Annotated in this window: 23 protein-coding genes, 1 tRNA gene and 1 pseudogene; 12 read left to right on the top strand and 13 right to left on the bottom strand. The window is 67.2% G+C overall.

The window, feature by feature from the left end; all coding sequences use genetic code 11:
* The first annotated feature begins 49 nt into the window (after positions 1-49).
* The 3 genes and pseudogenes from MSB02_RS07425 to MSB02_RS07420 all read left to right on the top strand — a co-directional run bounded on the left by MSB02_RS07425 (position 50) and on the right by MSB02_RS07420 (position 3,770).
* A complete protein-coding gene (locus MSB02_RS07425) occupies positions 50-3,070 on the top strand; it encodes a hypothetical protein (RefSeq protein WP_267194595.1) in 3,021 nt (1,006 codons plus the stop codon).
* Positions 3,071-3,116: 46 nt separating this feature from the next.
* Positions 3,117-3,179: pseudogene (locus MSB02_RS10600) on the top strand (zinc-ribbon domain-containing protein); the annotation flags it as partial.
* Positions 3,180-3,185: 6 nt separating this feature from the next.
* Positions 3,186-3,770, top strand: coding sequence for an RDD family protein (locus tag MSB02_RS07420; protein WP_267194594.1), 585 nt, complete (start codon positions 3,186-3,188; stop codon positions 3,768-3,770).
* 27 nt (positions 3,771-3,797) lie between these two features.
* Here MSB02_RS07420 and MSB02_RS07415 read toward each other — a convergent pair whose 3' ends face one another.
* From MSB02_RS07415 to arcC, 3 genes are all read right to left on the bottom strand, one after another.
* On the bottom strand, positions 3,798-4,547 hold the full coding sequence (locus MSB02_RS07415) for a hypothetical protein (RefSeq protein ID WP_267194593.1): 750 nt from the start codon (positions 4,545-4,547) through the stop codon (positions 3,798-3,800).
* A 90-nt stretch (positions 4,548-4,637) separates the two neighbouring features.
* On the bottom strand, positions 4,638-5,573 hold the full coding sequence (locus tag MSB02_RS07410; protein ID WP_267194592.1) for a TIGR01777 family oxidoreductase: 936 nt from the start codon (positions 5,571-5,573) through the stop codon (positions 4,638-4,640).
* A gap of 42 nt (positions 5,574-5,615) precedes the next feature.
* On the bottom strand, positions 5,616-6,560 hold the full coding sequence (arcC, locus tag MSB02_RS07405) for a carbamate kinase (protein WP_267194591.1): 945 nt from the start codon (positions 6,558-6,560) through the stop codon (positions 5,616-5,618).
* A gap of 188 nt (positions 6,561-6,748) precedes the next feature.
* Here arcC and MSB02_RS07400 point away from each other — a divergent pair, with 188 nt between their 5' ends.
* The 3 genes from MSB02_RS07400 to MSB02_RS07390 are packed head-to-tail and all read left to right on the top strand — an operon-like array spanning position 6,749 to position 9,658.
* Positions 6,749-7,912: an NAD(P) transhydrogenase subunit alpha gene (locus MSB02_RS07400; RefSeq protein ID WP_267194590.1), complete on the top strand. Its 1,164-nt coding sequence runs from the start codon at positions 6,749-6,751 to the stop codon at positions 7,910-7,912.
* 26 nt (positions 7,913-7,938) lie between these two features.
* Complete coding sequence (locus MSB02_RS07395; protein WP_267194589.1) at positions 7,939-8,217, top strand: NAD(P) transhydrogenase subunit alpha; 279 nt, start codon at positions 7,939-7,941, stop codon at positions 8,215-8,217.
* A 31-nt stretch (positions 8,218-8,248) separates the two neighbouring features.
* Positions 8,249-9,658, top strand: coding sequence for an NAD(P)(+) transhydrogenase (Re/Si-specific) subunit beta (locus tag MSB02_RS07390; protein ID WP_267194588.1), 1,410 nt, complete (start codon positions 8,249-8,251; stop codon positions 9,656-9,658).
* Positions 9,659-9,673: 15 nt separating this feature from the next.
* On the opposite strand, the gene MSB02_RS07385 is transcribed toward MSB02_RS07390, so the two are convergent.
* Complete coding sequence (locus MSB02_RS07385; protein WP_267194587.1) at positions 9,674-9,988, bottom strand: MoaD/ThiS family protein; 315 nt, start codon at positions 9,986-9,988, stop codon at positions 9,674-9,676.
* Between the two features lie 132 nt (positions 9,989-10,120).
* Between MSB02_RS07385 and MSB02_RS07380 the strand changes: the two genes are divergently transcribed.
* Complete coding sequence (locus tag MSB02_RS07380; RefSeq protein ID WP_267194586.1) at positions 10,121-11,083, top strand: response regulator; 963 nt, start codon at positions 10,121-10,123, stop codon at positions 11,081-11,083.
* On the opposite strand, the gene MSB02_RS07375 is transcribed toward MSB02_RS07380, so the two are convergent.
* The 7 genes from MSB02_RS07375 to tadA form a co-directional block, all read right to left on the bottom strand.
* Positions 11,080-11,649: a thymidine kinase gene (locus tag MSB02_RS07375; protein ID WP_267194585.1), complete on the bottom strand. Its 570-nt coding sequence runs from the start codon at positions 11,647-11,649 to the stop codon at positions 11,080-11,082. The two genes, MSB02_RS07380 and MSB02_RS07375, sit on opposite strands and share 4 nt — an antisense overlap.
* A 31-nt stretch (positions 11,650-11,680) precedes the next feature.
* Positions 11,681-12,889 carry an MFS transporter gene (locus tag MSB02_RS07370; protein WP_267194584.1) on the bottom strand — a complete coding sequence of 403 codons (1,209 nt, stop codon included), beginning with the start codon at positions 12,887-12,889 and terminating at the stop codon, positions 11,681-11,683.
* Between the two features lie 96 nt (positions 12,890-12,985).
* A tRNA-Ser gene (locus MSB02_RS07365) sits at positions 12,986-13,079 on the bottom strand.
* A 98-nt stretch (positions 13,080-13,177) separates the two neighbouring features.
* Complete coding sequence (locus MSB02_RS07360) at positions 13,178-13,408, bottom strand: hypothetical protein (protein ID WP_267194583.1); 231 nt, start codon at positions 13,406-13,408, stop codon at positions 13,178-13,180.
* A gap of 4 nt (positions 13,409-13,412) precedes the next feature.
* Positions 13,413-13,877 carry a hypothetical protein gene (locus MSB02_RS07355; RefSeq protein WP_267194582.1) on the bottom strand — a complete coding sequence of 155 codons (465 nt, stop codon included), beginning with the start codon at positions 13,875-13,877 and terminating at the stop codon, positions 13,413-13,415.
* A gap of 176 nt (positions 13,878-14,053) precedes the next feature.
* Entirely contained in the window at positions 14,054-15,907 is a 1,854-nt protein-coding gene (locus MSB02_RS07350; RefSeq protein WP_267194581.1) for a DUF2207 domain-containing protein, read from the bottom strand.
* Positions 15,908-15,920: 13 nt separating this feature from the next.
* A complete protein-coding gene (gene tadA, locus MSB02_RS07345; RefSeq protein ID WP_267194580.1) occupies positions 15,921-16,385 on the bottom strand; it encodes a tRNA adenosine(34) deaminase TadA in 465 nt (154 codons plus the stop codon).
* A 190-nt stretch (positions 16,386-16,575) separates the two neighbouring features.
* Here tadA and MSB02_RS07340 point away from each other — a divergent pair, with 190 nt between their 5' ends.
* Genes MSB02_RS07340 through MSB02_RS07325 form a run of 4 tightly spaced genes read left to right on the top strand, consistent with a single transcriptional unit; the run spans position 16,576 to position 18,967 of the window.
* Positions 16,576-16,944, top strand: a complete 369-nt coding sequence (locus MSB02_RS07340; protein ID WP_267194579.1) for a PadR family transcriptional regulator — start codon at positions 16,576-16,578, stop codon at positions 16,942-16,944.
* Between the two features lies 1 nt (position 16,945).
* Positions 16,946-17,842, top strand: a complete 897-nt coding sequence (locus tag MSB02_RS07335; protein ID WP_267194578.1) for a sensor domain-containing protein — start codon at positions 16,946-16,948, stop codon at positions 17,840-17,842.
* 23 nt (positions 17,843-17,865) lie between these two features.
* Positions 17,866-18,600, top strand: a complete 735-nt coding sequence (locus MSB02_RS07330; RefSeq protein WP_267194577.1) for a toast rack family protein — start codon at positions 17,866-17,868, stop codon at positions 18,598-18,600.
* Positions 18,601-18,652: 52 nt separating this feature from the next.
* A complete protein-coding gene (locus MSB02_RS07325) occupies positions 18,653-18,967 on the top strand; it encodes a hypothetical protein (protein WP_267194576.1) in 315 nt (104 codons plus the stop codon).
* A gap of 90 nt (positions 18,968-19,057) precedes the next feature.
* On the opposite strand, the gene MSB02_RS07320 is transcribed toward MSB02_RS07325, so the two are convergent.
* The gene (locus MSB02_RS07320) at positions 19,058-19,912 is read right to left on the bottom strand and encodes an ABC transporter permease (protein ID WP_267194575.1); all 855 of its coding nucleotides are present in this window, start codon (positions 19,910-19,912) and stop codon (positions 19,058-19,060) included.
* Positions 19,909-21,204, bottom strand: coding sequence for a quaternary amine ABC transporter ATP-binding protein (locus MSB02_RS07315; protein WP_267194574.1), 1,296 nt, complete (start codon positions 21,202-21,204; stop codon positions 19,909-19,911). The genes MSB02_RS07320 and MSB02_RS07315 overlap by 4 nt, the downstream gene beginning before the upstream one ends.
* A gap of 403 nt (positions 21,205-21,607) precedes the next feature.
* On the opposite strand from MSB02_RS07315, the gene MSB02_RS07310 reads away from it, so the two are divergent.
* Complete coding sequence (locus tag MSB02_RS07310; protein ID WP_267194573.1) at positions 21,608-23,263, top strand: cation:proton antiporter domain-containing protein; 1,656 nt, start codon at positions 21,608-21,610, stop codon at positions 23,261-23,263.
* The last annotated feature ends 21 nt before the right edge of the window (positions 23,264-23,284 follow it).

Here is a 23,284-nt window from a genome sequence, read left to right as displayed (position 1 = left end):
CCGCATACGGCGCGACGCTCAAGTCTCCGGAGGTGCGTCAGCCGCATGGATGCCGCTCTCCCAGCACCCCGATTTCGCAGGGACCTTCCCCGCTGCCGATACGGGGCGGCGTCCGGCACGAAAGCGCCGCACGACCGCTTTCATCGCGGGCGGCACGGCGATCGCGCTACTGGTGGCGACCCTCTTCGCAGGCGTCCCTCTCGCGCGCTCCGGCCGATGGGGACTGCTGCCCGACGTGATCGCAGGCGCTTTCCGAGGCGATAGCGGCGGCGCACCACGGCCCGCCGGCCCCGTACGTCCGGACACCCCTGCGGTACGTGAAGAGCCTCTGCCGGGCATCAGGATAGACGCACCCGCAGGGGCGCTCGACGTCGAGCGCACATTCACAGCGCGTCCCCTCGATACGGCCGAGATGGCGTCGGCGGATGCCGCGGTGCAGTCACACGGGCTCATCGCGCTCGGAGGCTTCGACATCGACGCCGGTATGACCGAAGGCGACCTCTTCTACGAGCCCGTGACGATGTCGTTCGACCTTGAGGAGCTGGGCATACCGGAGCAGCTCTGGGACGATGTGGGTATCGCAACGGTCGCCGATGACGGCGCCGTCTTCCTTGTGGACTCCGAACTGCGGCGTGGCACGCTCGCAATCGAGACACGGCACAACGGCACATGGCTCCCCGTGCTGATCCCTATGCTGGTAGCCGCAGCGACCACTCTCGTGATCAAGGACCGGGCGGAGATCCCCGCGGGCGAATTCTCCGCCATCTACTGGACTCCCGGCGCACAGGACTTCCGGGTGATGTACCCCAAGACGTGGCCGAGCCGTGACCCCGCGGCCGTGAAAGCGGCCGCTGACGAATACGCGGACCTGCTCAGGAAGCATCGGCTCACACCCGCGGACCTCGCAACGTCCTCGGGTACCGCGCCGGGCGACAGCGCCTCCGCATCTCCCGCGCTCGACCCCTTCTCCGACGTCCGCGATCTCGGCGCACAGATGGCCGAGCGGCTGGATCGCCTGGCGGCCCTCCACGCCGATCCCGATTTCGAAGCGCTCCGGGAGCGAGTGCGGAGCGAGACCTGGCTGAGGGAGGCGTGCCTCCCGACCCGCGTGGGCAACGCGCTCACCGCGCTCGACCGTGGCCGCGAGTACCTCGACCATCGCGGTTTCCGGAAGCCCGGCGTCGAGAAGTACGGCATCGCCGTTGACGTCTACATCGTCGACAAGCCGCTCGCGCCTGAACTGTACGGCGAGGCGCACAACACCTGGACGTCCTCACCGTTCATCGTGCTCGACGGCACCAAGATCCCCGATGCCGCCCCCTCGGCCTTCGACGCCGCGCAGAAGGCGGCCTTCGACGAGATCCAGATGGCGGCGATGCACGAACTCTTCCACGTGGTGCAATCCGCGTACGTGTACATGGACCGCAACGCCTACCTGTGGTTCAACGAGGCCACCGCCGTGCTCCTGGAGCTCGAGGCCGAGAAGTACTACGTGACCGAGAAGAAGTACGCCGCCACGTGGGACACCACGAAGCGTTCGTACGACGCGTTCTTCGACCCGATGGAGTTCTTCGACTCCTCGGGAGCGAAACCCAACCAACAACACGGCTACGGTGAGTCGTACTTCTTCGAGTTCCTGCGCGACTACTACTTCACCACCGGCGGCGCCCGCGAGCAGTTCCTGCCCAGGCTGTACGAAGACGTCGCCTCTCTGCGCGGCGGCGGCGTCGCGAGCCTGTACCGCACCACCGGCGGCACCCCCGAGTCGCTCCAGAAGGTCTTCTACGCCTTCACCTACGCCTCGGGGGACGACCTCGCCACCGCGCACACCGGCACCGGCACGACCCCGAGGACCCCAAAGGCCACCATAGACGCCGCACACCCGATGCACGTGATGCGGTTCGTGAAGGGCGGTTCTCCGCTCTCAACGCTCATCACGCAGATCGACATCGCAGGTGCGCCGGTTCAGCCCGGCGCGAGCACGCCCACCGACCCCGTATACGTGCTCTCCACCCTCGGGGTCGAAGAACGCGGGGCGGTAGTCCGGCTGAGCGTCCCCGCCGCCGGCAAGGGTGAGTGGGACGAGATCACCGGCGGCTGCGTGCTCCCCACGCAACGCCGCTTCCACGTCATGCGCGCTGAGACATACGTCACCGCACCCGATACGGTCGCCTCGGCAGGTGACGCGGTGACCGACCACGGGCCGGTCGTCTTCGGCATGTACCCCGGGGCGGCGCCGACGGTGGACGTCAAGGACGAGCAGGTGACGGTGAGCTGGAAGCCGAGTCCGGCGGCCGAGGTGCTCAAGCCCGATGGCTCAGGGGCGTTGATATCCGGCTACCGGGTCACACTGACGATGCCCGACGGGAAGACGACCACCTTCTCGGTAAAGGAGCCTAAGGCCGAGTTCCCGCTCGAGCTCATCGACAAGCTCCTGGACGCCGACAGGCAGACGGGCAAGAACCAGCTCTTCCGGATGCTGCAGGGCATCGGGCAGCGCGACGCGGTCACCCTCATCAACATGACCGAAGCGCTCAGTGCGGGTATGCGCCCGAAGATCAGGGTCGCGTACCAGGAGGTCGCCGCGATACCGGGTTCGCCACGAGGGCCGCTGAGCAAGGTGGCCGAGTTCGAGTACGGCGACGAGGAGCGCACCTCGAAGGACGTCACCGGCACCTGGGCGGGATCCGTGCCGTTCAGCGAGGGCGGACTCATGCGCATCGACATCGTCCAGCAGGCGGGCGGCGACTTCTACGGAACGATGCACTGGGGCGACACCATCCCGATCCGCGGCACATGGAACGCGTCCACGCAGTCGTGGTCTATCCAGGGCCGCGAGTCGGGCGTATGGATGCCGATGTTCCTCGTGTTCAACGGTCACCTCCAGAAGCTCCCGGGCGACAAGCTCTACCTGATGGCGCCGCCCGCCGTCCTGTCGCGGCACAGCGCCGAGACGCCCGACCTGGGATGGGAGCCCGAGGCGGGCGACATGGAGCTTGAGGACCTTCTCAACCAGATGCAGCAGGAGCTCGACCAGATGCAGGCTCCTGCCGAGGGGGGAACGCCGTGACAGCGCCCACACCGGTCTGCGTTCCGCCGCATCAGGAGGGTGACCCATGTACTGCGTGAAGTGCGGTCAGCAGGTATCCGGTAGCGACAGGTTCTGCACGCGCTGTGGAGCGCCGATGGAGCCCGCCCCCGCGCCACAGGTGGCGCAACCGGCACCGCAGGCCGCTCCCGCACCCGCTCCGGCGCCCCAGCCAGCACCCGCTGCCGCTCCGCAGACCGCACCAGCATGGCCCGCCACCGTGCAGGCCCTCCGGTACGCCGGCTTCTGGCGGCGCTTCATCGCAGCGCTCATCGACGGCGTTCTCATCGGCCTGTTGTGGTTCGTGATGTCGGGGTTCTACGACTTCGCCACCACGCGCATCCTTGAGAGCACCGCGTTCGCCCCCGACGGCGTCGCACTTGGCCGTGCGCTGTGGCTGATCTCCGGTGGACGCTGGCTCATGGCTGTGCTGGTGGCACTCCTGTACTTCGCCCTTCCTGAGGCTACGCGACGCGGAGCATCACCCGGGAAACTCGTGATGCGACTGCGCGTTGCGCGGACAGACGGCGATCGGGCCGGAATCGGAAGATCCGTGCTGCGCACGGCTCTCAAGCCGCTGTCGGCGGCTCCATTGATGCTCGGCTTTCTGATGGCGGCGTGGAGTCGCCGGAAGCAGGCGCTGCACGACCTGCTGAGCGGCAGCGTGGTGCTGCGAGCCTGAAAGGGTCCCGTATGCTGCGGGTGAGCCCTACCCGCCCACCACCACGGACGCGCCCGTATCGAGCGGATTGCGACGTACCGCGAGCGAGAACAGGTACGGATACTCCTTCTGCAGGTGCCGCACGTGGTCGAGCCACTCCACCGCGATCGCGGCGTATGCCCGCTGAAGGTCGCCGTTGAGGTGGACGATGTCGCTCTCGGGCAGATCCGCAAAGCCAGGACGGTAGCCGAGCTCCTCGGAGAGATGGAAGACTGCCCACAATGCATTGGTGAACGTCTCGTGCTCCAGCAGCGTGGGGTTCTGCAGCAAGCCCAGCAGGAACTGCCGCTTGCCGGCAAGGAACCCGCCGAGCGCCTCGAGATCCTCAGCGCGCGCGTTGATGCCGTAGTCGTAGCCGAGGATCGCGGTCTTCGCCGTGGCGTAGCGACGTGAGTCCCACTCGTTGCTCACCAGGAAGTGCTCGCGGATCTCCACCGTCTCATCGAACCCGGCCGTCCGGCGCAGCAATTCGTCGCCCACCTCGCTGAAGAACGCGCCGATGACCATGTTGAGCTTGTGCATCTTCTCTTCGTGCTCGCGACGCTCGAGCAACGAGTGGATCACGAGCGTCACCACCAGCACCTCGAGCGGCATCATCGCGATCTCGTGCGTGAGGAGGAACGGGCCGAACTCGTGCAGGTCGCTGTGGTGGAAAGCGACCGAATGCGCGTAGAGCATCACCGCGCTCAGAGCCACCAGCACGAGCCCGAACTTCACCTTCCAGCTGAGCTTCTTCATCTGCGCGTCTCCTCGCCCGTTCGCGTGCGGTGCGCACATGATACTCGAACAGCGGGCTCGATCATGCGCTCAAGCGCCCGCGCAGAGTCGCTACAGCTCCTTCACCGCGGACTCGAGCGCTGGACCCAACTCCGGGTAGGCGAACTCATAGCCGGCATCCTCGAGCTTCCGCGTGGTGGGACGTTGGCTGTAGACCATGTACGGCGCGACCTCGCCCAGCACGATCCTCAACCCGAAGCCTGGCACCGGAAGCCATGATGGCCGGTGCAACACGCGGCCGAGCGCTCCGGAGAACTCGCGCATCGTCACCGGCTGCGGCGCCGTGCCGTTCACCGGGCCGGAGACGTCGTCGTGCTCGATCACGAACTTGTATATGCCGGCGATGTCGGCGGCGTGTATCCAGGGCGTCCACTGGCGCCCACTCCCCACGGGACCCCCCACGAAGAGCTTGGCGGGCAGCGCCACCTTGGGCAGGAACCCTTCGCTGCCGAGCACGAGACCCGTGCGCACCGCCACGACCCGCACGCCGGTCTCGTCGCCCACCGCGAACGTCTCGCGTTCCCATGCCACGCCTAGCTGCGAGAGCCAGTCGGTCCCCGCCGGAGCGCTCTCATCGAGCACCGTGTCGCCCTCGTCGCCGTAGATGCCTACCGCACTCGCGCCGATGTATGCCGAGGGACCGCCACCTCCCTCTCGCGCGCGCCTGATCGCCTCCTTGAGCGCCCGGGCCGTGTACACCCGGCTGTCGCGCAGGAGCTGCTTGCGCTCGTCGTTCCACCGCATGACGATCGGGTAGCCCGAGAGGTTCACCACCACGTCTGCGGAGGCGACCGCCTCGGCCCACTCCGGAAGCGGCCCGTCGCCGAGCGGCGCCATGTACTCGAAGGCGACCTCGGTCACACCCCCCGCAAGCCGGTACCGGCCGGGACGGTGCGAGAGCCAGGTCACATCATGGCCGGCCTCGAGGAGCTGATCCGTGAGCCGCCTGCCGATGAATCCGTTGCCGCCTGCGATCGCGACACGCATCACGACCCCCTGTCGTCACGACCGGACGCGCCGGCCAGCCGCCTACGCCCGCCTGTCCGCGGGCACGTCATCTACGATGTTGGTACCCGCGTCGCCAGCCACGATCCTCGTGATGTCCTCAAGCCTGCCGATCGCCGCGCGATTGCCCGTCGCCCGCACGAAGCGCGTGGCCGCCTCCACCTTGGGCCCCATCGAACCGGCAGGGAACTCATACGCCTCCAGCTCGTCCGGCGTCACCCAGCCAAGGCGGCGCTGCCCGGGCTTCATCCAGTCGAGGTACACGCCGTCCGTATCGGTGGCCATGATGAAGAGCGCCGCGCCGAGTTCCCTCGCGAGCAGTTCGCTCGCGAGGTCCTTGTCGATCACGGCCTCCACGCCGATGAGCGTGTTGGGCCGCTCCTTGGAGAAGGCCGTGGGGATGCCGCCTCCGCCGGTGCAGATCACCACCGCGTCCTTCTCGATGAGCCACCTGATCGGTTGCAGCTCGAAGATCCGCCTGGGTTCCGGAGACGCCACCACCCGACGCCACAGTCCGCCGTCCCGCTTGAAGACCCAGCCCTTCTTCCCGGCAAGAGCGTCTGCCTTCCTCTTGACGTAGGTGGGGCCGACGAACTTGGTGGGATCGTCGAACGCGGGGTCGTCGGGGTCGACCTCCACCATTGTGAGCAACGTGGCGATCGGCTTGTCGGGCGGAAGCACGTTGCCGAGCTCCTGCTCGAGCATGTACGCGATCATGCCCTGGGATTGGGCGCCCAGCACATCGAGCGGGTAGGGTTCGACCGCCGGGTACGACGCGGCCTGCAGGGCCAGCAGCCCCACCTGAGGACCGTTGCCGTGAGCGAGCACGAGGTTGTGGTCCTCGGCGAGCGGCGCGAGCGCCTCAACCGCCACCTTGATGTTGGCGCGCTGCACCTCGGCGGTCATGGGGTCGGAGCGGCGCAAGAGGGCGTTGCCGCCCAGCGCTACCACGATCGTCGGCTTGCGCATCCGTGTCCCAGCCTCTCAGGCGTCCGATCGGCGTCTCTGCTACCGAGAACATGATGATACCCGCTCGGCGTGTCCGTGGCCCAGGCCCGGGGAACATAGAGGGTGGGGCTACGGGGCTCCGCGTATGGTATACAGCACAAGGGTCAGTTTATACAGGATGGGCCGTCGACAGGAGATCGGGAGGAACCATGGTCATCGGGATTCCGAAGGAGATACTCGAGCGCGAACACAGGGTCGCGGCACTCCCCGAAGAGGTCGCGGCCTACGTGCGTATGGGCTTCGACGTGCTCGTGGAAACGGGCGCCGGCATGGGGGCCCTGCATAGCGACGCCGAGTACGAAGCTGCCGGTGCACGGATGGTGGACGGCGCGGAGGAGCTCTTCTCACGCGCGGACATCGTGCTCAAGGTGAAGCAGCCGCACTTCAACGATGCCGTGGGCAAGCACGAGACCGATATGCTGCGCGAAGGCTCGATGTTGATCACCTTCCTGCACCCCGCCGCACCGGCGAACCACGACATCGTCCGCTCGCTGCGCGACCGCGATATCACCTCGCTCACCATGGACGGCATCCCGCGCATCTCGCGCGCGCAGAGCATGGACGCGCTCTCGTCGATGTCCACCGTGACCGGCTACAAGTCGGTCATCATGGCCGCCGCGGCGCTCCCCAAGTTCGTGCCGATGATCGGCACCGCGATCGGGGCCACCCGACCCGCCGAGATCCTCATCATCGGCACCGGTGTGGTCGGGCTGCAGGCGATCGCCACAGCCAAGCGGCTCGGCGGCGTGGTCAAAGCGGTGGACATCCGTGCAGCGGCCCGTGAGGAAGCGATGAGTCTCGGTGCCAAGATCGTGGGTTTCGAGGCGCCGGACGAATACGCTATCGGCGAAGGCGGCTATGCGGGCGCGCTGCCCGACGAGTGGCTCGCGCGAGAGCGCGAGGCCATCGCATCCTCCGTGGCGAGCGCCGACATCATCATCGCGAGCGCGCTGGTGCCGGGCGAGGTGGCGCCGGTGCTGATCACCAACGAGATGATCGGTTCGATGCGCGCGGGCTCCGTGATCGTGGACGTGTCGGTGGACCAGGGTGGGAACTGCTCGGCCACCGTCCCGGCGCAGGAGACCGTCGTGTCGGGCGTGAACGTGATGGGGTACGTGAACATCCCGGGCTCGGTGCCGGTGCACGCAAGCTGGCTCTACGGCAAGAACATGCTTGAGTTCGTGAAGAACCTCTTCAAGAACGGGCTCGACGCGCCCGACCTGGACGACGAGATCGTCCGCCACACGCTCGTGACACGCAACGGCGACATCGTGCATCATGGTGCGCTGCACGCCATGGGCCTGCTCGGCTGACAGACCGCTATCCAAGGAGCCGCATCGTGCAAGAGGTACTGCTCATGCTCGGGGTGTTCGCTGTGACGACCGCACTGAGCTACGTGCTCATATCACGGGTCCCCCAGCGGTTGCACACCCCGCTGATGGCGTTCACCAACGGCATCTCGGCCGTGACCATCCTTGGCGCCATGCTGCTCTTCACCACCGGCATCTCGGGCGTGGAGGCGGGGTTGGGTGCGCTTGCCATCGTGCTGGCGGCGTTCAACCTGGTGGGCGGCTTCGCCGTCACCGGCCGCATGGCCGCGTTCTTCAGGCAGCAGTGACCGGACAGCACCAACACCGAACGGGGCGTTGATGGACCACTGGCAGGACCTCCTTATCGATCTTGTGGTGATCGCGGTGTTCATCGCCGGGATCGCACAGTTCCGCACTCCCAAGGGCGCGCGGCGCGGCAACATCACCACCGCGCTCGCGTTCGCGGCCGCCCTCGGCCTGCTCGTATCGCGCCACACCATCGCCGAGCCGTGGGTCGTGGCAGCGGCTGCGGTGGTTGGCGGCGCCCTCGGTCTGCTCGTCTCGGCGCGCATCACGATGACCCGCATCCCCGCGCTCATCGCGCTCCAGAACGGCGCGGGCGGCGGGGCGTCGCTCATCGTCTCGGCGGTGGAGCTCGCGCGGATGGACGCCGAGGCGGGCGTGCTGCCCGTGGCGTTCGGCGTGGCGGCCGCCCTCGTGGGCGGCGTGGCGCTCGCGGGAAGCGCCATCGCGGCGGCCAAGCTCGACGGCCGGATGGACGGCAGGCCCCGCACCGCGCCCGGCCACGACCTCGCCATCCTCATGCTGGTCGCCGCCGTGGCCTCGATGGGCGTGCTCCTCCTCTCGGTCACCGGCGTGCAGCGGATAGCCGCCGTGGCGATCCTCGCGGGCGCCGCGCTCGTGCTCGGCGCCGCGCTCTCCATCCGCGTGGGCGGCGCCGACATGCCGGTGATGATCTCGCTCCTCAACGCGTTCTCCGGACTCGCCGCGGCGTTCGTGGGCGTGAGCATCGCCAACCAGATGCTGGTGGCGGCCGGCGCGATGGTGGGATCGTCAGGCACGATCCTCACGCTTGTGATGGCCAAGGCGATGAACCGCAGCGTGGGGGCGATCCTCACCGGCCGCCAACTCGCGGCGTCTCAGGCGGCCCCGCCGGCCGAGCCCGCCTCGGCGATCGGTGAGGCCGGCCCACGCCCCGCCGCCTCGGCCGATGACGCGCTGAGGGAGGCGCGATCGGTGCTCGCCGGCGCCACCTCGGTGATCATCGTGCCCGGCTACGGCATGGCGCTCGCGCAGGCGCAGCATGAGGTGGCCGCGCTGGCCAAGCGTCTCTCGGCGGCCGGCAAGCTCGTCCGGTTCGCCGTGCATCCTGTTGCGGGACGCATGCCAGGACACATGCATGTGCTGCTTGCCGAGGCCGACGTGGACTACGACGACCTCTACGAGATGGACGCGATCAACGACGACTTCGCGTCGACCGACGTGGCGATCGTCGTGGGCGCGAGCGACGTGGTGAACCCCGCGGCGATCACGGCGGCCGACACGCCCATCTCGGGCATGCCGATCCTGCGCGTGCACGAAGCCGGCGCGGTGATCGTGTGCAACCTCGACGGCCGTCCGGGCTACTCGGGGGTCCCCAACCCGCTCTACGACGACCCCAAGGCGATCCTGCTCTTCGGCGACGCGAAGGACTCGGTCACGGGGTTGATCGGGGGAAACGGCTCGTAGAGACGGCGCCGCTGGTCAGGCGCTGACGGCGTATTCCTCTATCCCGGCGCGGCCGAAGAACGCGGGATGCGACGCGGGTGTGCCCTGCGGCACGAACGCCACGCGGTCTCCGGGCATCACCATTGCGCCCAGACCGAGCAGACGACCGTTCAGGAACAGTCCCTCGATGCGCTCGATGGGCAGGCCGAGATCCCGGGCGATGTCGATCGCCCTCGTGCCGTTCTCGGGCACCTCGAGCGACACCAGCACGGGCAGCCCGCGCTCGCGACGGTACGTGTGCAGCAGCGCGATCATCCTCACGGTGACCGCGGCGGGGGTCGTGGAGTCCATGGCGAATCCTCTCACTAGCGGTGGTTCGGCACTGCAGAAGCAAGAACCGCGCCCATGTCGCCATCGTGGCTCCGGAGGCTTATGCTAAGGGGGCGTGGCGCGAGTGGCAGCAACCGGTGAGGTGGGGCACCCATGAAGACCGATGCCGAGCAGTACAGCGTCCTGGTGGTGGAGGACTCCGCGACCCTGCGCCAGATGATCACGATGGCGCTCAACGAGCGCGGCTACCAGGTCACATCGGCGGAGGACGGCGTCACCGGGCTTCACGCACTCGCCGACTTCACGCCCGATGCGATCCTGCTCGACCTCAACCTCCCCGATATCGACGGCTTCGAGGTCTGCAAGCGTATCAAGGCGGATCCGCACGGCCGCAACATCCCGGTGCTCGTGATGACCAGCCTCGCGGAGTCGGGATTCGAGATCATGGCGATCGAGGCGGGCGCCGACGACTTCATCTCGAAGCCCATCGATCCGATGGTGCTCGACGCGCGCATCCAGATGGTCGTCCGCCGGATGCGCCGGGAGCGCTTCGCCAACGCTCTCACGGGCCTTCCCGCCAACGCGCTCACCGAGGAACGCATGGCGTTCCACCTTGTACGCCAGCAGCCGTTCGGTGTCGCGTTCGTGGACCTCGACGGCTTCCGGGCCTTCAACCTTCGCTACGGGTTCGCGCGGGGCGACCTCCTGCTCCGTCACGTGACCGGCCTCATCCTCGAGACGATGCGGTTCACCGGGTGCGACGACGCGTTCCTCGGCCATATGGGCGCTGACGACTTCGTGCTCATCTGCGACGTGGACAGGATCGAAGCCGTGGCGCGCGAGCTCGTGAACGACTTCGACAGCAGCATCATGGACTACTACGAAGACGAGGACCGGGAGCGCGGGTTCTTCGTGACCCGCGACCGTACCGGGGAGCAGACCGAACACGGGCCGCTCACGATGTCGGTGGCGGTGATACGGATCACCGAGTACTTCCCCGACTCGGCCATCGCGCTCACCGACGTGGGCCAGGAACTGCTCGCCTACGCCCGCTCGCTGCCGGGCAGCAACGTGGTGCTCGAGCGCCGGCACGAACCGGGAGCGCGCTACCGCTAGGCGACCGGCCGGCCCGGCACCTCGTGGCAGTCGGGACAGCGCGCCTCGTAGTAGTCGGCCCCGCCCACCAGGATCAGCGGCGAGTCCCACGGCGCGGGAGAACCGTCGATGATGCGCTGTGTCCGTGTGGCGACCCCGTGACACTTCTGGCAGATGGCGGTGAGCAGCGTGAGCTCGTCGGCCAGCGACATGATCACGGGCATCACGCCGAAGGGCTCACCCCGGAAGTCCTGGTTGAGCCCGGTCACGTAGACGTGGTTGCCGTCGGCCAGGAGCCCACGCACCACCGGCACCAGCCCGTCGCCGAAGAACTGCGCCTCCTCGATTCCCACCACCCGGAAGCCGTCTCCCGCGATCCTGTCCGGCCGGTCCACGACACGGGCCTCCATCTCGGTCCCCAGCCGCGAGCGCGCCATGCAGCCGTCACGTGAGTCAACGGCATGCTTGTATATCACCATGCTGTCGCCGATCACCGCATGGCGCGACAGCAGCCTGATCAGCTCTCCGGTCTTGCCGCTGCTCATGCAGCCGGCTATCACATGCAGCCGCCCAACCCGCTCCTCCACGCCGGACCTCCTTGTTGCGGGAACCGTACTCCTACTCGTCGTCGAACGATGCTTCGCACGAGGCACGCCCGGGCGCGAGACACAGGGACTTCCAGGCGTAGGGTGCGATACCGAGCGTCAGCACGCCAGCCAGAAGTCCCGGCGACCATACCGTCGCGTTCTCCAGCAGGAAGCCGCCGATGATCGGCGCGATCACGCGCGTGAGGCTCATGATCGACGTCTGTATGCCGAGGACCGACCCTACCTCCTCGCGCCCCACCGACTTGGACAGCATGCTCGTCATGGTCGTCTGCCCGACGGCAAGACCGAAGGCGAGCGGCGGCACCAGCAGCACGAGCAGCGGTATGTTCGCCACGAAGCCCCACACGCACAGGCTTGCGCCGGTGACCAGCACGCTCGTCATGAGAAGCGTGTCGTCGGCGAAGCGCCGTGTGAGCCGGCCCATCAACCCGCCCTGCACGATCGCGCTCAGCACGCCCAGATAGCCCAGGAAGATGCCGGTCTGACTCGGCTGGAAACCAAGCGCCGCCATCGCCCAGAGGGCGAACATCGTCTCGAAGATGGCGAACGACACCCCGGTGATGAACCGGACGGTGAGCACGGGCCGCACGCGCGGGTGTGAGAGCGCGTGCCTGAAGGCGGGAACGTCGAAGAGCGTGAGCTTCCGCGCCGTCATCTTCGCTCGCGCCTCCGCGCTGAGCGACTCGGGCAGGAACAGCAGCACGGCAAGCATGTTGAGCAGGGCGAGGCCCGCCCCCAGCCATGCAGGGGTGGCATAGCTGATCTCCGCCAGCAGGCCGCCGGCCACCGGGCCGATCACGAAACCGAGACCGAACGCGGCCCCTATAAGGCCGAGGGCCCTACCGCGCTGCGCCCGGTCGGTCACGTCGGTGATGTACGCTTGCGCCACGTTGATGTTCCCGCCGGTGAGACCGTCGATCATCCGTCCCAGGAACAGCACGGGGAGCACCCGCGCCACAGCGAGCACCACGAAGCCGATCGCGGTCCCGAGGACCGATGCGACAAGGACCGGTTTGCGGCCGAAGCGGTCGGAAAGACGGCCGAGAAGGGGTGCGCCGAAGAGCTGGGACAGCGGATACGTGGCCACCAGGAGCCCTGTCTGGAACTCCGAGGCGCCCGTGGCCTCGGCGAGATACGGGAGCAGTGGTACGACGATTCCCAGCGCGAGCATGTTCACGAGCATGATCGCGAAGATGATCGCGAGGCGGTGTGTCTTCATTGCTCCATAGTAGCGGGGATCGGGATCGCAGGGGGAGTCTGAAACGGGGGCTGAAGCACGTGGGCCGCCCTCACGGACGGCCCACGCATGCTCTCATGGCGGAGAGTCAGGGATTCGAACCCTGGGTACCGGTTCAAGCCGGCACACACGATTTCCAGTCGTGCTCCTTCAACCACTCGGACAACTCTCCGGTTGTGGCCCGGCCCTCCGGCCGCAGCGCATGGCGAGTATAGCGGCCGAGCGTCACGCGGGCAATCGTCACGCGACGCGTCAGGCCGTTCGGTCGGCCTACGAAAGATCACGTACCTGACGCGCCGCGGCCTGCGCGATGTCCTGGCCCACGAAGGGCGTGAGCTGCTTCGCCAGATGCTGCGCCAGCTCCCCTACGTCTCCATAGGTGATCGTCTCACTGTCTTTGCCAAGACGCCGGGCCTCGAGGTCGATGGCGGCACGCGCCAGCACCTGACCGACCAGGGGCGTCAGAACCCCCTCTATCCGCTCCGCGACGACGTTGCCCATCGCCCTACTCCTCGCCAGGGGAGGTCACGGAAAGCGCGTCCTCGTCGAGCACCGCGGTCAGCATCTGCTCCTCGCCGGTGAGCCTGTTCAGAAATTTCGACATCGCCCGCCTCACGCGAAAGAAGTAGATGCCGAAGAAGACCATCGCGAGCAGACCGAGCAGGTCGGCGCTCAGGCGCGCATACTCGGGCGACACCTGCGTGCCGAAAAGCCGCGCGAGCCATCCCACCAACACCGAGGCTGCCAGACACAGGGCCGCCAGGACTGCAAACGATATGTTGTCGGCGATCGCCGAGCCATGCGCCAGCCTGCGGAGGGAGAGCATCACCAGCAGGAGCGCGGCAGCCGCAAGAAGCGCCGCGACGCCGGCTCCGGTGCTGAGCGCCACCGGAACACCGGTTGCTGCGAATGCGGACGAAGGCAGCAGGAACGCGAGCGCGATTCCCGCGAGAACGACGCGCCGGACCATAGGGACCCCTCTCCCAGGACGATGAGCGTACACACCATATGGAAGAAGAATCGGCTTGCACGCAGCCCTTCTGTAGACGAACGGCGATATTCATCCGACGAGCGGCTATCATGCTCATGCATCACAGTCAGACCGCTAAGCGGCTCACCAAACGGTCGCCGCTGCGCGCGTGCATCCTAACCCGCGCCGCCACCGCCACCGCCGCCACCGCCGCCGCCACCGCCGGAGAACCCGCCACCGCCGCCTGAGGACGACGAGTTGTGGCTCGCCGCGGTGCTTGCCACGCTGCTCACGCCCTGCGACAGGGAGCTCATCGGCGAGACACCGCTCATGCCGGGAGAGGTCATCCACATCCACGTGCCCATCATCGGATCGGTCATGACCTCGGGCACCTTGAGCTGGAGGGTCCTGATCACCTGGTCGGCCATGCCGAAGACCACGGCCAGCGTGAGGAAGTGACGCCACAGTATCACCGACTCGGGCGGCTTCTCATCCATCCTCCCGAAGTCCCGCATGTAGTTGCGGACGCCTTCATACTTGGCCGCAAGCTCCGCCGCCTCCGGTGACCGCCGCGACATCTGCGTGCCGAAGCCCACGATCACCGCCCCGATCAGGAGGCTCCACGGGATGAACCAGCCGCTGCCGCCGAACACCACGGGCAACAGGCCGGTCATGGCGGTGAGCACGCCGAGCGCCACGAACATCCCGACCGCCCGGCCGCCCTTGGCCTCGAGCAGACCCTGCTTGGTGATGTCCTCGACGGCCTTGCTCTTGAACAGGCTCATGCCGCTGCTCCAGATCTGGGCCTTGCTCTGCTTCTTGGCCAGCTCCTTTAGCTCCTCCATCGTCACCGAGTCGGCCACCGCCATGTCGCGGAAGATCAGGTCGATCAACCGCTTCTCGCTCGCGGTGAGCTTCTTCTCGGCATCCTTCCGGCGGTCGAGCCGGTAGGTCTCCACCTGCTTGGTGGAGAGGCCGAGCAACGCCTTCTCCTCGTACGTCATGCGCTCGATGCCGATCACGCCGCGGTCGATCAGATCCATCAGCGTGGCGGGGAACGCCGTGTCGGACGGCTGCCCCATGTTCATGAGCGCGGAGACCTGCGCGGGCCGCATATCCGACGGCAGTTCGCGGAAGTACTCGCCCTGGAATTGCGTGTCATGTTCCTTGCCGTGCTTGCGCCAGTACAGGAACGTGAACACGAGCGCGATCGGCGGCAGCAGTCCGGCGAGCAGCATCGAGCCCCAGAAGACGATACGGGCCATGAGACGGTCACGGTTGGCCTCTCGCGCCCAGGCGCCCTCCTCGTCGAGCACGGTCTGCACCATGTCCTGCGGCACCACGGGCGCCTCGGAAAGCGCCTCTGCGGGGAAGAGCACGCGGGCCTCCACGAAGGTGAGCGCCGGCAGGTCGGCCAGCAGCAGGTCAACGGTGCCGTCGTCGTTCAGGACGACCTCGCCCGCCAGCGGGCCATGCGCCCAGGCCCGCACATCCTCGCGGGTCACGCCTGCGGGAAGCGTGATGTGCACGCGGATGTCCTCGGCGGGCAGGTCCCACCGCTCGCCGATGAACTTCCAGTAGAGCTCGGCGGTGTCCTGCCACCGGGTGGCGGCGCCGTACACCTTGTAGCGCAGCGTGAGCGTGTGCTCCACGTCCTCGGCCCGGAAGTACGCGCGCACGTCGTAGTACGAGCCGTAATCGACAACGGTGTACGTCTGCGGAGTGCGGTTGGGATCGATCCCGCTGTCGCTCGTCTTGGAGTACTCGCCTTCCGGGCCTGCCATGCCGAGCACCTCGACGCCGTCGGCCCCGCCCTTGTCCAGCTCCCAGAACGCGAAGGTGTAGTCGCCGGTGAAGTCGTACGTTCGCTCCTCGACGACGGTCATCGAGCCGTCGGGCGCCACGGTGGCGTCTATCCACACGCGCGTCATCTCGTACGACTTGGCGAACGCCGCCGGCGTGCCGAGTGCGAGCACCCCGGTCAGCGTCAGCGCCAGCACACATACCCAACGCACAGCAGAGCGTCTCATGCGCGTCCCCCTGTCAGTCGTCGCGTGATGCCCGCAGATCCCTGAAGAACTTCCGTAGCAGCGCCCCGCACTCATCGCCGAGCACGCCCGCGGTGACCTCGTAGCGGTGGTTGAGACGCGCGTCGCTGGAGAGGTCGTACAACGTGCCGACAGCGCCCGCCTTCGGGTCTGCCGCGCCGTAGACGAGCCGGTCGATGCGAGCGTTCACGAGCGCCCCCGCGCACATGGGACACGGCTCAAGCGTCACGTACAGCGTGCATCCGGTGAGGCGCCATCTGCCAAGACGCTCCGCCCCCTCTCGGATCGCGATCATCTCGGCATGCGCGGTGGGATCGGCCGCGCCTTCCCGCGCGTTCCGCCCGTGTGCGACGACCGCGCCGTCGCACACCAGCACCGCCCCTATCGGGACCTCGCCCTCGCTCGCAGCTCGACGTGCCTGCTCGACCGCAAGCGACATGTATACCGCGTCTTCGTCCATGTGCCGATGCTACACCACGGCACGCTCCTCGGCGACGCGCTCAGGTGCCGCTCGTGCAGGACCGCAACGTTGCGCTGGTACGAACGCGCGAGATTCACCCTTGACTACTGTGTACTTCACACTATTATGGGTACGAACTAGTGTGAACTTCTCACTACTAACGGATCCATGATCGAGGAGGTGGCGTTCCGTGACCGAGACAGGAGACTCGGCTGTCCGCAAGTTCCAGAAGGAGCTCAATGCGGGGACCGTCGCGCTCGTGCTGCTCTCGGTCCTCAACCGCTCGGAGGAGCCGCTCTACGGCTACCAGATCGCCAAGAGGCTTGAGGAGGCCGAGGCTGACGGCATCGCGATCAAGCAGGGGACGCTCTACCCGGTCCTCCGGTCGCTGGAAGGCCAGGGCCTGCTTTCGAGCCGGGTCGAGCCATCGGTGAGCGGGCCTCCCCGCAAGTACTACTCGATAACCGGCGAAGGCGTGGCGGTGCTCGATGCCTGGTCGGATGCATGGCACAAGACGCGTGACTTCGTGGACAGGACACTGCAAGGGGGTCGGAGCTGACATGATCGATGGATACCTGCAGGCGCTGAGGACGGCGCTCTCCGGAGCCGACCCCGCACTCGTGCAAGACGCGCTCTACGACGCGGAGGAGTACCTCCGTGCCGAGATGTCGGCCTGTGCCGGCTCGGCGGAAGGCGAGGAAGCGTGTTTCGCCGCGGCGGTCGATCGCTACGGGACGCCCGACGAGGTCGCCGCTGCATACCTGGAGACGGAGATCACCGTCGCCCGCGCGCTGAGCGCCCCGCCCGCGGCGCGGACCTCAGGACCCCTGGGGCGCTTCTTCGGCATCGTCGCCGACGCGCGCGGATACGGAGCGTTGTTCTACCTCGTGCTCACGCTCCTGACCGGGAGCCTCTACTTCGCCGTCGTGGCTGCACTGCTGCCCGCCGGGCTGGGCCTCCTGCCGATCGGGATCGGCCTCGTCGTACTCCTCCTGTTCTTCGCGATCATCAGAGCGCTCTCGCTGGCTGAGGGACGCATCGTGGAGGTGCTTCTGGGAGTCCGGATGCCGCGCCGCCCGAGAGGAGCGCTGCCGGAGGGTGACGTGTTCGAGCGCGTGAAGCACTGGCTCACCGACCGCCGCACCTGGACCAGCATCCTCTATATGGTGCTGCAGCTGCCGCTCGGCGTGATCTACTTCAGCATCGTCGTCACAGCGCTTACCGTCTCGGCCACCGCGGTGGCGTATCCGGTCGCACAGATGTTCACGAGCTACCCGCTCCTGCAGATGGACGGGTACGGCTACATGCTCGACCCCTGGGCCGCCCCGCTCGTGGTGATGGCCGGCCTGCTGGGATTCGTGCTCACGCTACACCTCTGCCGGGGGCTCGGCAGTCTGCACGCCTCGTACGCGAAAGCGCTGCTCGTTGGCAGATACACCGACGCAAACGCCGCATGAAGATGAAACAAGGAGGAACAGTCATGCGCAGGATCACGATCATATGCACGCTGGCGCTCATTGCGCTCACCGCTGTCGCGCTCACCGGGTGTGTGCGGGTGGAGCTTCCCGATGCGGGCGAAGCGACAACGGAGAGCGACAGCATCGCGCCTCAAGGCGCCACGGAACTCGCCGTCACCATACGCATGGGAGCGGGGAGGCTCAACGTGACCGGTGGAGCCGACGGTGTGATGGACGCCACCTACGAGTTCTCGGACGCCGAGTGGCGGCCGGAGGTGCGGTACGACGTGAGCGGCAGCGAGGGTTCGCTCGTGGTCGAGACCCCCACCCGGCCCAGGATCGATCTCTCCGGCCGGATGCGGTACGACTGGGACATAGCCCTGTCGGATGATTTGCCCACCGAGCTCACGGTCGCGATGGGCGCCGGCGAGAGCGACCTCGACCTCGGCTCCCTCGACCTGCGGCGCCTGCGCGTCGATATGGGTGCGGGTGACGCGACGATCGATCTTGCGGGAACACCACGCCACGACCTCTCCGCCGAGATCAACGCCGGGGCAGGAGCCTTCACGCTCCGGGTGCCCGCTGACGTGGGCGTGCGGATCGTCGGCTACCAGGACGGCATCGGCGCCTACCACGCGGACGGTTTCACGCAGGATGGGGACGCTCTCGTGAACGACGCCTACGGGGACACCCCCGTGAGCTTCGACATCATCCTCCGCCGGGGGCTGGGAGAAGTGACGGTCGAGACCGTCGGCTAGAACGAAGAAGGGGTGGCAGGTCAGCCTGCCTTGATCTGGAAAGGGTGTACGGATGATGGAACTGCTTGGAACGATCGTGGGGCTCAGCGTGTTTCAGATCACGGTCTTCACCGTGCTCGTATCGCTCGCGGCCCCTCTACTGTGGCTCTGGATGGTGATCGACGCGGCGCTTCGTGAGGAGTGGGAGTACCCGGGCGGCACGGCGTCGAGCAACAACCGCCTCCTGTGGGTGCTGCTCATGCTGTTCGTGCAGGTGGCCGCGATCCCCTACTTCATCATGGTCTTCACCAAGGTGAAGCGGGGCTCCGTTGCGCCGCCTCATCCCGCTCCGGCGTCCACAGGAGCCGCGGCGGCAGGGCCGGCCTGACGGAAACGCCCGGCTCCATGCGTACAGCAGAAGACCCCGTCCGAATCGGACGGGGTCTTCTGTGCGATACGACGATGTGGGGCGCCTCCGCTAGTGCGAGACTCGCTTCGACGCACGGTCGCCGAACGCGGCGGTGATACGGTCCAGGAAGACGGCGATGATCACGATGCTCAGACCGCCTTCGAAACCGAGACCGACGTCGAGACGGGTCACACCACGGAAGATCACGGCGCCGAGACCGCCCGCGCCGACCATGCCGGCGATGACGACCATCGACAGCGCGAGCATGATCACCTGGTTGACGCCCGCCATGATCGTGGGGAGCGCCAGCGGTATCTGCACCCGCGTGAGGATCTTCATCGGCGAGGCGCCGAAGGCTTCTCCCGCCTCCACGACCTCGGCGTCCACCTGGCGCAGGCCGAGCTCGGTCAACCTGACCGAGGGCGGCATGGCGAACACGACCGTGGCGACCACGCCCGGCACCTGCCCGATGCCGAAGAACACGATGGCGGGGATCAGGTACACCAGCGATGGCATGGTCTGCATGAGGTCCAGGACCGGCTTGATGAGCCCGCTGAAGCGGTCGCTCCGGGCGGCGATGATCCCCAGCGGTATGCCGATGAGCAGGGCCACGATGCTTGCCACCAGCACAAGCGAGAGCGTCGACATCGTCGCGTCCCAGAGGTCCATCATCGCCACGACGACGAACGAGATCGCGGTGAAGAGCGCGAAACGCCAGCCCTTCGCGTAGAACGCGATGGCGGCAACCAGCACCACGAAGATGAGCGCCGACGGGAACAGGAGCCCCGTCTCGAGGCCCTCGATCATCGACTTCAGGAACGCGGCGATGGCGTCGAAGAGCCAGCCGAGGTTCGCGGTCATCCAGTCGACCGCCGCGTCGATCCAGTCACCAACGGGCAGCCGATATGCGTCGAGGTTCATCATGACCGCACCCCCTCCCCTTCATCGCCGGAGGGCGTCGATGGCGCCTCGCCGCTCCGCGCGTCCGAAGGTTCGGACGTAGTGGCGCCGTCGTCGCTGTCACCGTCACCGTTGTCGGTCCCTCCAAGCGCGTTGAGGAGGGTGATGCGGGGGATCACGCCAAGCAATCTGTCGTGCTCGTCCACCACAGCAAGCGGCAGCCGGTTCTCTGCCGACGGGATGAGCAGATCGACGAGCGGGGTCTCGGGGGTGACCGTGGCGATCTCCTCGCGTGAGATCACAGGCTCGAGTTGATGCTGGCCCGACCGCACCGCCTTGACGACCGCGTCGTCAGTGGTGCCGCCCACGAGCCGCCTGCGCTCATCGACGATCAGCAGCCCCGTCGTCTGACGGGCCTTCATCTCCAGGAGCGCGGCCTTCGGCCCCTCGCGTCTGAGGATCTTCGCCACCGGCTCCTCCATCACGGCCTCTGCGGTGAGCACGCGTGACCTGTCAACGTCCTGGACGAACGCCCGCACATAGTCGTCGGCCGGATCCTGAAGGATCTCCTCGGTCGTGCCGATCTGCACGATCCGGCCATCCTTCATGATGGCGATCCGGTCGCCCAGGAACATCGCCTCGTTGAGATCGTGCGTGATGAAGATGACCGTCTTCTCGAGGTCCCGCTGAAGGCCGACGAGTTGCTCCTGCATCTCGCTCCGGATGAGCGGGTCGAGAGCGGAGAACGCCTCGTCCATCAGCAACACGTCCGCATCCGTGGCAAGTGCTCGTGCGAGGCCGACTCGCTGCTGCATGCCGCCCGACAATTCACCCGGGTAGGAATCGCCCCAGCCGCCGAGGCCCACGAGTTCAAGCGCTTCAGCCGCCTTCTTGCGACGCTCTTCGTCCGGGACCTTACGTACCTCGAGGCCCCACGCCGCGTTGTCGAGCACCGTACGGTGAGGGAACAGTCCGAAGTGCTGGAAGACCATGCTGATCTTCTCCGCACGAAGCGCACGGAGCTCACCCGCGTCGAGCGACTGCAGTTCCCGGCCGTCGACCTTCACCGACCCGCTCGTTGGCGGGTGCATCAGGTTGAGACACCGGACGAGCGTGGACTTGCCCGAACCCGACAACCCCATCACGACGAAGATCTCGCCCCGCTCGATATCGAACGACGCGTCGATCACCGCCGGTACCGTGTTGGTCGCCTCGGCGACCTCCTCACGGGACTTGCCGGCCTCCAGCATCTTGACCGCTTCATCGGCCTTGCCGCCGAAGACCTTGTAGACGTTCTTGACCTCTACCAGGCTCAATGAGACACCTCCCCGGATATGTGGCAACGCTGTACAACGAATGGCGCACCCTGGTTTCTTATTTCCGATTACGGGCGCTGCCGATGCACCGGTCGCCAGATAGCATCGAACAATCTCTGTCTGTCACCGTGTCATGATCGCGCCGACCGCGATCTCCGCACTGCGGCAGAGGCTCTGCGCGAACAGGAGTGGAGCGCGATGGGTCAGCGTGCCCGGTGCAGCCAGCCGAATGAACGGCACTGCATATGTCCACTCCGTCCCCGGACGACGCTCCGGCCCGGTGGGGCCAGGTCTCGTAGTTTACCATACGGTAACGAGCGGCCCTGGCTGGCGCGTCACAGCGGGTGGCTGTTTGCGTTACCCTTCTCTTGGGACACACTCCCGTCACTGCCCGGAGGAGCGAATGGACGTCATCTGGCTCGACCTGCTCGTGATCGGGACGCTCATCGCGCTCGGCTACCTCGGCGCGCGCCTGACCGCACGGCTCCGGCTCCCGTCGGTCACGGGATTCCTGCTGGTGGGCATTCTCGCCGGGCCGCACGGGATCGGCCTGCTCTCGAGCGAGCTCATGCATTCCATCGCCTTCGCCGAACCGCTCGCGCTCGGCGTCATCGTCTTCCTCATCGGCGAGCAGCTCACACGCAAGATGCTGCGACGTCACGAGGCGTCGTTCTGGGTGATGTCGATCCTCAACATCATCCTCCCCGGCACGCTTGTGGGCGTCGCGCTCTGGCTGCTCGCGCCTGAAGACCCCGTGTCGATCTGGCTTCTGGCCATCATCGCGATCTCCGGCGCGCCCGCTACCATCATGGCCGTGATCTCCGAGCTTGAGGCCAAGAGCCGCGCCTGCGACACGATGCTTGGCGCCTCCGCGCTCGACTCGGTGTTCACCGTGGTCGCCTACTCGGTCGCGGCGCCGTTCCTGATGCTGTCACTGCAGATCCACGCCACCTTCGGTGAGGCCATGGCGGACACAGCAGCCCAGGTGGGCGGAGGCCTGCTGGTCGGCGTCGTGGGCGGCTTCGTGCTGGGCTGGCTGCTCAGGCGCGTCTTCAAGGACGGCGAGCTCCTGGTGCTCGGGCTTGTCACCGTGCTCCTGGTGGTGGCCGCTGCCGAGGCGCTCGGTTTCTCCAGCCTGCTCGCGGCTCTGGTGGCGGGCGTGGTGGCCGCTACCGTGGAGGAGGACCGGGGCGAACGCGAGCGTGTGTTCCGGTCGCTCAGGACGGTGGAGTACCCCGTCTACATCATCTTCTTCACCCTCGCGGGGGCCCACCTCGAGCTTGCCGCCGTACTGGCGGCCGGCGGACTGGCCGTGGCTTACATCCTTGCACGCACCGCCGGCAAGTTCCTCGCCGGACTGGCGGGTGGCCTCACCGCCCGTTACGACCTCCGCCAGTCGGCATGGATCGGACTCGGGATGGCGCCCCAGGCGGGCGTCGCGGTCGGTCTTGCGCTCGACGCAGCGCAGACATTTCCCGAGTCAGGCGCCACGGTGAACGCCGTGATCCTCGCCGCGATCGTCGTCTTCGAGGTGGCAGGGCCGGCACTCACCAAGCGTGCGGTCTCGTGCACGATGGAGATCCCGCCCGCCGAGGATTCCGAGGACCTGCCGGCGTGTACGACCCGCACCATCCTCATGCCGGTGAGCGCCGCGCTCCCGCCCGAACGGCTGCTCAACACCATCGAGGCCGCAGGGTGCGACGCCGGCTGCAAGCCCACGGTCATCCTCGCGCACATCATGCCGCTCGACCGGGCACGGCGTTCCACGAACGCCCTCCGTAACGCCGAGGCGCACCTCACGCTGTTGGCCGAAGCGCTTCGCGCCGAGGGGTACACCGTAGAGACCACCGTGCGGCCCGACCGGACGCTCGACCACGGCATCGCGGCGCTGGCGACAGAACTCGACGCCGACCTCGTGGCGATGGGCGCGCCGCTCCGTGGCTCGCGCCTCGGCCCCGGGCTCTCACCGCTGCGCACGATGCAGCACCGGGTGCTAGACGCGCTCGACGTACCCGTGCTCATCGTGCCGATGTCGGGGCATGTCGCCGAGGACGAGTGACGTGCAGACAGCGTCGGGCTC

The organism is Anaerosoma tenue (assembly GCF_023161965.1).
In the GTDB taxonomy this organism is placed as follows: Bacteria; Actinomycetota; Coriobacteriia; order Anaerosomatales; family Anaerosomataceae; genus Anaerosoma; species Anaerosoma tenue.
The sequence above is the reverse complement of the archived record's forward strand: the minus strand, read 5'-3'. Positions and strand labels throughout refer to the sequence as shown.